Annotated in this window: 5 protein-coding genes, 1 tRNA gene and 2 pseudogenes; 5 read left to right on the top strand and 3 right to left on the bottom strand. The window is 70.3% G+C overall.

Annotated features, from left to right (window positions below; translation table 11 throughout):
• Window positions 1-219: 219 nt before the first annotated feature.
• Window positions 220-1113 (bottom strand): annotated as a pseudogene (locus tag AN216_RS30935) (hypothetical protein).
• 331 nt (window positions 1114-1444) lie between these two features.
• Here AN216_RS30935 and AN216_RS23710 point away from each other — a divergent pair.
• The 4 genes and pseudogenes from AN216_RS23710 (at window position 1445) to AN216_RS23695 (ending at window position 4976) form a co-directional block, all read left to right on the top strand.
• Window positions 1445-1999 (top strand): helix-turn-helix transcriptional regulator, encoded by a 555-nt coding sequence (locus AN216_RS23710; protein WP_107402081.1) that lies wholly within the window; start codon window positions 1445-1447, stop codon window positions 1997-1999.
• 131 nt (window positions 2000-2130) lie between these two features.
• A complete protein-coding gene (locus AN216_RS30465) occupies window positions 2131-2505 on the top strand; it encodes a helix-turn-helix domain-containing protein (protein WP_244502628.1) in 375 nt (124 codons plus the stop codon).
• A gap of 24 nt (window positions 2506-2529) precedes the next feature.
• A pseudogene (locus AN216_RS30755) lies at window positions 2530-4049 on the top strand (LacI family DNA-binding transcriptional regulator).
• A gap of 396 nt (window positions 4050-4445) precedes the next feature.
• The gene (locus AN216_RS23695; RefSeq protein ID WP_070198749.1) at window positions 4446-4976 is read left to right on the top strand and encodes a hypothetical protein; all 531 of its coding nucleotides are present in this window, start codon (window positions 4446-4448) and stop codon (window positions 4974-4976) included.
• A gap of 415 nt (window positions 4977-5391) precedes the next feature.
• On the opposite strand, the gene AN216_RS23690 is transcribed toward AN216_RS23695, so the two are convergent.
• Together AN216_RS23690 and AN216_RS23685 are read right to left on the bottom strand one after the other, a co-directional pair.
• Window positions 5392-5465: transfer RNA gene (locus tag AN216_RS23690), tRNA-Pro, on the bottom strand.
• A gap of 97 nt (window positions 5466-5562) precedes the next feature.
• Entirely contained in the window at window positions 5563-6492 is a 930-nt protein-coding gene (locus tag AN216_RS23685; protein ID WP_070198761.1) for a metallophosphoesterase, read from the bottom strand.
• Window positions 6493-6629: 137 nt separating this feature from the next.
• Between AN216_RS23685 and AN216_RS23680 the strand changes: the two genes are divergently transcribed.
• Window positions 6630-7094 carry a GatB/YqeY domain-containing protein gene (locus tag AN216_RS23680; protein WP_070198748.1) on the top strand — a complete coding sequence of 155 codons (465 nt, stop codon included), beginning with the start codon at window positions 6630-6632 and terminating at the stop codon, window positions 7092-7094.
• Window positions 7095-7237 lie beyond the last annotated feature (143 nt).

The raw sequence follows: 7237 nt of genomic DNA, 5'->3' as shown, positions 1-7237 counted from the left end.
GCAGGGCGACGGCCGCCACCCAGTCCGTGACTGCCGGCTGGTCGGCCAGCGCGTCGCGGTACCGGAGCGGGATGCGGGCCTCGGCCAGCTCCACCGCGCTCACCGGCTCCGGACCCGGCTCCTCCGGCACGGCCGCCGGGTCGATCCCGCGGTCGGCGAGGATGCGGTCGAGTCGGTCCGCCTACGCGCCGACCGGCTGGGGGTCGTGGACGTCGGCGGTCACAGCTCGCCCCCGTAGGCGGCCTCCGGGGCGGTGGGGTTGGTCCATGCCCGGTGCGGGCTGCCACCGTCGGCCGGCGGGGCGTTCATGGCCTCGTTGACCAGGCTCGGCAGCAGGCTGGCGTGCAGCCCTTTGAGGCGCATCCGCTCCAGCCCGGCCCGGACGTGGTCCGCGTCGATGCCCTCGGCGAGCAGCTTGCCGGCCTCCCGGCCCAGGTGCCCAGCACGTCGCCGGGCGGCTGATGAGCGCATGCCGCGACGTACTCGCCGATCAGCTGCTTGGTGGAGACGGACTGCGGCGGCGGGGCACTCGCGCCCCCACCGGAGGTGATCCCCGATCCCTGATCCTTAGATCCCTAGCTAGATCCCTGGATCCGGACGATGAGGCCTCACTGAGGACTCACTGAGGTCGCTCTGACCTGCGGTTTCGTGATTCAGTGAGGACTCCTGCGGACGGCCGGAGTCCTCACTGAACCCTCCGTGAGGGCTCACTGAGTCGCCCTCTTCAGCAGGGGCCAGCGGCCGGGAGGTGCTCGACTTCCGGCCGGGCTGGTGCTCGGGGCACAGCGGGTAGCGGGGTCCGCTGGGGCGGTTGATCTTCTGGTGCCGCTGCCAGCTGACCAGGTGCAGGTAGCGCTTGCCGTCCTCGGCCTCGTAGCGGCAGATGAGCCCGGCCGCGGTGAGCTGGGCGAGGTCGTCCTCGACGTCCACCGGCCGGTGTTCGGGCCGCAGGGACCACAGGAGCCCGGCCAGGACGGCCGGGTTGTCGCGGTAGTAACCGTGATCGTCGGCCTGAGTGAACAGTCCGAAGAAGGTCCGCTCGGCCGTGATGGAGACCTGGGCCAACGACTCCGAGGCGAAGGCCTCGGGCTTGATGGTGCGAATGCGCGCCACGATCACCACCCGCCCTGGGCGGTGCAGCAGGGCAGGGATGCAGGGACGGCCGCGCGGGCCGTACGGTGGGTCATGAATCTCCTCACCGGCAGGCCATACGGGGTGGCAACCCCGGCCTGATCCGGCAGATCGTTCGTACGTGGGCGGTTGTGAGGATTCAGCTTGTGCCCCCGGTGTTCACAGCACCGGGGGCTTTTGCGTGGGCCGATGTCGGCCCCGCGTCGTCCTCCGCCCAGCACGCTACCAGCGACTTTGCGGCAGGCAGAAGCGCGTTGCGGGTCGCAGAGTGCATGGTACGTTCGTCTTGTTGCTCACCGCAGAGGACCGCTACATGAGGGGGGAGCCACCAGTGGCCGACCAGGCCCGACCGGACGACGAGCCGGCACCGCTGCGCGGGGAGGAGAACCTCGCCGTGCGCATCAAGCTGGAACGCGAGGAGCGCGGGTGGAGCACCACCGCGCTCTCCGACCGGCTCAACGGGCTCGGCTACGAGATCAACCCCTCCGCAGTGTGGCGCATCGAGAACCGCAAGCGCCGCGTCAACCTGGACGAAGCGATCGGCTTCGCCGAAGTGTTCGGCATCGCCCTGGAGAACCTCGTCGGCCCCCCGAGACTGGCCCTCCACGCCCGCGCGATGGAACTGGTCGAGGAGCTCCGCCGCCGCTACCGCGAATCGCGCCAGGCGGCCCGCGCCTACTCCGACGCGACCGACGCCCTCGCCGCCTACGTCGACGAGCACCCCGACATCAACGACGAGGTCGACGCCATGGTCGCCAATGCCATCGTCGAGGAGAACGTGAGCCTGGCCCGCCCCGACGACCTCCTCCCGCCCGTCATCCGGGAAGAGCGCCCCGGCACCGACACGGGAGACGCCCCCGCCTCGTAACACCTCTCTCGCCGCCGCCCGGGTGCTGTGAACACCCGGCCACGCGCCTCTACTTCAACCGCCCACGTACCGGCCCGGCCCGCACCCGTCGGAGTTGCCGCTCCGCGGGGCCGGGCGTGAGGACTCCACCTGTGCACCACTCCTCGATAACCCCTGCCTCCGCACCGGCTCCCCACTCCGACGCCGCCCCGCCGCGCCTCCACTTCCCCGAGGACGTCGCCGCCGTCCTCGGATGCTCGGCCTGGTGGGTCAAGGACCGCGCCCGCCGTCGGCTCATCCCCTTCACGCGCGTCGGCCGCGCCTACCGCTTCACCGGCGAACACCTCGCGGAGATCATCCGCATGAACGAGGCACGCCCCGCCACCCCGCAGCAACAACCGGCGCCGACCCCCGCACCCCAGCCCGCGACGCCCCGTCCGTCCTCCCCGTCCGCCGCTCCGTCGCAACGACTGCGTGCCCGGCCGCCACGCCGCGGCCGCCAAGGCCGCTACGGGACCGCAGCCTGACGCGACGAAGGAGGAGACGAGCACGTGGGCTTCGCGGAGAAGCGCGGAAACTACTGGCGCGGCCGGTACAAGACCGAACCCGGCAAGCACAACACGGTCGTCGACGAGCACGGCAAGGCGCTCAAGTTCGCCACCAAGGGCGAAGCCCAGCGTGCCGCTGCCGAAGCCGAGAACAAATACCGCCGTGGCGACTGGCGCGACCCAGCCCTCGGCCAGGAGACCTTCGGCGAGTGCGCGAACCGCTGGTACAGCACCCAGGACCTGGCCGCCTCGACCATGCAGAACTACAAGCGCCACATCGAAGAGCACCTGCTTCCCGAGTTCCAGGACAAGGCCCTCGCAGGCGTTCTGCGCACGGACGTCGACGCGTGGGAGAAGAAGGAGAAGGCCGTCTACGCGGCCTCCAGCGTCAAGACCTGGTGCGCGACGCTCCACCTGATCTTCGAGGACGCCATCGACGAGGGCCTGATCACCTCCAACTCGGCGGCCAGGCGCCGCGGGCGCGGCAAGCGCGCCGGCCGCTCCCGGAACCGCGGCCCGGAGAAGGTGGTCACCGACGCCCTCGGCATCCTGCTGGCCGCCGAGCGGGCGGCGCTGCTGTCCGGCCGCGACGACGAGTTCGTAGCCGTGGTCCTCAAGGGATACAACGGCATGCGTTGGGGCGAAATCGTCGGCCTGGAGACGGAGTTCGTCCGCCCCGGCGCGATCCGTGTCGAGCGACAGCTGTACGAGCTGGACACCGGCGAGCTGACCCGCTGCCCGCCCAAGGACGACAGCTATCGCACGATCGACTCCATGGACTGGCTGTCCGCCCTGGTCGCCGACCACACCGCCCGTACGAAGCCCACCACCTGCCCCTGCCACGGCAGGATCTACGTCTTCCGCGGCCTGGGCGCACCCCGTACCGGCGGCCACCAGGGCGCGAAGCTCGTCGACGTCGCCCGCCTCGCCGGCCTGTCCACCGGGACGGTCTCCCACGTCCTCAACCACCCCCACCGGGTCGCTGAAGCGACGCGGACGCGGGTCGAGAAGGCCATCGCCGGCCTGGGATTCGTCCGCAACGGGCCCTCACCCGAGTACGTGCCCCACTGGCGCAGGACCGGCTTCGCCACTTGGCTCTTCACCCCCGCGGTCTCCGGCTGGTACCCGAAGAAGGCCCCACAGGAAGCCCGGCCCGTACCGGTCCTCGGCGAACAGTGGCCCGGCATCCCGGCACGGGGCCGCGGAGCGGCTCAACGGGCCGACGCCTGCTGGACGCCGATCGCCAAGGGCCTCACACCCCACGGCCTACGCCACACCCATCGGACGATGATGGAGGACCTGGCACCGCGAAGGTTCTCATGGACGAACGCATGGGCCACATCGACGGCTCGATCTCGGCCCGCTACGCCCACGTCACCCCGACCATGCGCAAGCGCCTCACCCACGCCCTGACCGAGCAGTGGGAGACCGCCCTCGACGCCCGCCTCGTCATGCACCCCACTTCCCCCGTCCGGGCGTTGAACCGCCTGCTGCGCACGCGGGAGGCGATCGCCGCCGGCTGAGGGGTGTGGTGCCTTCCCGGCCTGGATCAGGGGCGAGCGCCCGGGAATTCAGCTCTTGAGTCACGTTCTGAGACCCCTTCAGCTGGTCGTGGCCGGGCAGTGGGAGCTGGCCGGACGTCCGCTTCCCAGTGGGAAGTACAGGCCCTTACGGACGCTCGCCCGGTTGCCGCCGCCCACGCCGTCATTACCGCCACCGATCGTGAACCGTCGAGCAGGGGTAAGCGGTTCAATGTGGTTCGGAGCCTCGGAGCCTCGGAGCCTCGGAGCCTCGGTGGTTCAACAGTGCATACCCAGAAGCTGTGAACCATCTGAAACGCTCCCCTCGAAGCTGCGCTAGCCCCGAACCGGGGCTGACGAGAAGAAGCGAAGGAGGAAGAACATGTACGACTGTGAGGGATGCGGACGGTCCCGACGAGGGTTGTCTTCGGCTCTGGGGTCGGCGAAGCGAAGTGGTGGTGCTGGCGCTGCCAGAGCGCCGACCAGAAGGAGTCGATCAGCTCCCTGGACGATCGCGTCCAAGGCGTGCTGGACTGCGACGCCGAGGGGGTGCACTGGCCGTACGGCCCGAACATCTACGTCCAGATGCGGTCGGACCTGCTGGATTGGGCCGACCGGCACGACATCAAGATTGGCAAGACCCGGTGCTCGTCCGGACTCCACTGGCTCGACAAGGGCCGCTGCGCCAAGCGGGAGTGCCACGGCAAGCCAGGATTCTACGATCACACGACCATGTGGCTGTCGCGGGCCACAGGAAGGCCCGCTCTGGTCTTCAACCAGCCGTACGGTCAAGTGGATACGGCCGCGGTTCGTGCGTCCATCAGCGAATATCCGTCTCTCACGGCCGAAGTCGGGTCAGAGAGCTGGTACGGCGCGGGCACCACCGGTGTATACATCTGGAATCACGGCAACCGCTCCGAGGGCACCTGACCGATTCGTTTGCCCGCGTTGGCGATCCCCTTCAGCGGGTGCCGTATGAGAAAGCCTTGAGATACGGCCCTCACGCTCTGGGATCCTGCCGGTAGCAAGGGGTATCAGCCCCGATTCCTCAACGCGCGTGCGGTCAGGGTGAGGTCTGGCGAATCGGGCGTGACGGGTCAGTCCTGTCAGCGATGCCAAGGAGCAGGTTGAGTTGACGGTTCGCGTCGTGCGCCCAGCAGGAACGGCAATTTGTGGAAGCACTCCGCGCCGACTGGCCCAGTTCCCCTCCGGAGCCGCTCGTCGCAAAGTCCCCGGGAGCCGCATCCGGGGCTCGGCTCCCGAACGGCTCTCGAACGATCTCCAGAAACCCGTCAGGGGCCTGACCCGCGATGCGGATCAGGCCCCTGACCTGGTGTTTCATCAGTCGGGGTGGCGGGATTTGAACCCACGGCCTCTTCGTCCCGAACGAAGCGCGCTGCCAAGCTGCGCCACACCCCGATGCAACGACGACTACTTTAGCCCAGGCCGGCCCGGACGCGAAATCCGGTTTCCGGCTCCCTCCGGGGCGGCCTGGAGTGGGGCCGTCCGCCGGGAGTCAGGCCCGCTCGGTGAGCGTGAGCAGCGTGGCCTCCGGGGGGCAGGCGAACCGCAGGGGCGTGTACCGGTTCGTCCCGCAACCGGCCGATACGTGCAGCCGGGACTCGTATCCGCCAGCCCGGTGCGTGGACAGGCCCTTCACCCGCTCCGTGTCCAGGTCGCAGTTGGTGATCAGGGCGCCGTAGAACGGTACGCACAGCTGGCCGCCGTGCGTGTGACCGGCCAGGATCAGCGGATAGCGGTCCGCGGTGAACGCGTCGAGGACCCGTAGGTAGGGCGCGTGTACGACCGCGAGTGACAGGTCCGCGTCCGCCTCCGGGCCGCCGGCGACCTCGCCGTACCGGTCCCGCTTGATGTGCGGGTCGTCCAGCCCGGTGAGGGCGATCTCCTCGCCGCCCGGCAGCTTGAGCCGGCCGCGTGCGTTGGACAGCCCGACCCAGCCGGCGGCGTCGAAACTGTCGCGGATGCCCTCCCAGGGGTTGTGCAGGGCGCCCACGGCCGGCGGGTTGCCGTTCAGGCCGTGCTTCCCGTTGGCCTTCTCGAGGAGGTAGCGGGCCGGGTTGCGCAGCTTGGGTCCGTAGTAGTCGTTGGAGCCGAAGACGTACGCGCCCGGGTACTCCAGCAGCGGCCCCAGCGCGTCCAGCACCTCGGGGACGGCCTCGGGGTCCGAGAGGTTGTCACCGGTGTTGATGACGAAGTCCGGCCGCAGCCCGGCGAGGGACTGGAGCCAGCGCTGCTTCTTGCGCTGCCCGCAGACCATGTGCACATCAGAGATCTGCAGCACACGCAACGGATGCATGCCGGGCGGCAGTACGGGCACGGACACCCGTCGCAGCCGAAAGGAGCGCGCCTCGATGCCAGCGGCGTAACCGAGACAGGCCGCGCCGAGTGCCGTGATGCCCAGGGGAATTCCGTATCGCGCCCGCATGGGGGCCATGGTCGCAGACACGGCGTGCACGGCGCAGCGGGTGCGGATCACGCGGGGCCGACGCGGACCCCCTCCCGGCGAGCGCTGGCGGCGATACTCGTGAGCCCGTGCGCCGGCGTGCTGGCACACTGACCGGCATGACCACCCTCAAGTCCCAGCTGCGGGACGACCTGACGGCAGCGATGAAGGCACGGGACGAGCTGCGTTCCGCGACGCTCCGGATGACGCTGACCGCGATCAGCAAGGAGGAGGTGGCGGGCGAGACGGCCCGCGAACTCTCCGACGACGAGGTGCGGAAGCTCCTGGCGCGGGAAGCGAAGAAGCGCCGGGAGGCCGCGGACGCCTTCGCCCAGGCGGACCGCGCAGAGCAGGCCGAACGGGAGCGGGCCGAGGGGGAGGTGCTCGCGGCGTATCTGCCGCGGCAGCTGACGGACGCGGAGCTGGACGAACTGGTGCTGGCCGCGATCCAGGAGGCGAGGCAGAGCGGCGCCGAGGGGCCGAAGGCGATGGGCGCGGTGATGAGGATCGTCAACCCGCGGGTGGCGGGCCGCGCCGAGGGCGGACGGGTCGCCGCGACGGTGAAGCGCCGACTGGCGGGCTGACGGCCGGCCGCGAGCGGCATCGGAGACCCGCCACCCGGCCACCCGTACGCCGCGCGGGGTGCGTACGGACACCGTACGGACGTACGGGACCCGTGCCCCGCGGGCCCGCGGGCCCGCGGGGCACGGGTCCCGTACGTCCGTAC

This window comes from Streptomyces oceani, assembly GCF_001751245.1.
Taxonomy (GTDB): domain Bacteria; phylum Actinomycetota; class Actinomycetes; order Streptomycetales; family Streptomycetaceae; genus Streptomyces; species Streptomyces oceani.
The sequence above is the reverse complement of the archived record's forward strand: the minus strand, read 5'-3'. Positions and strand labels throughout refer to the sequence as shown.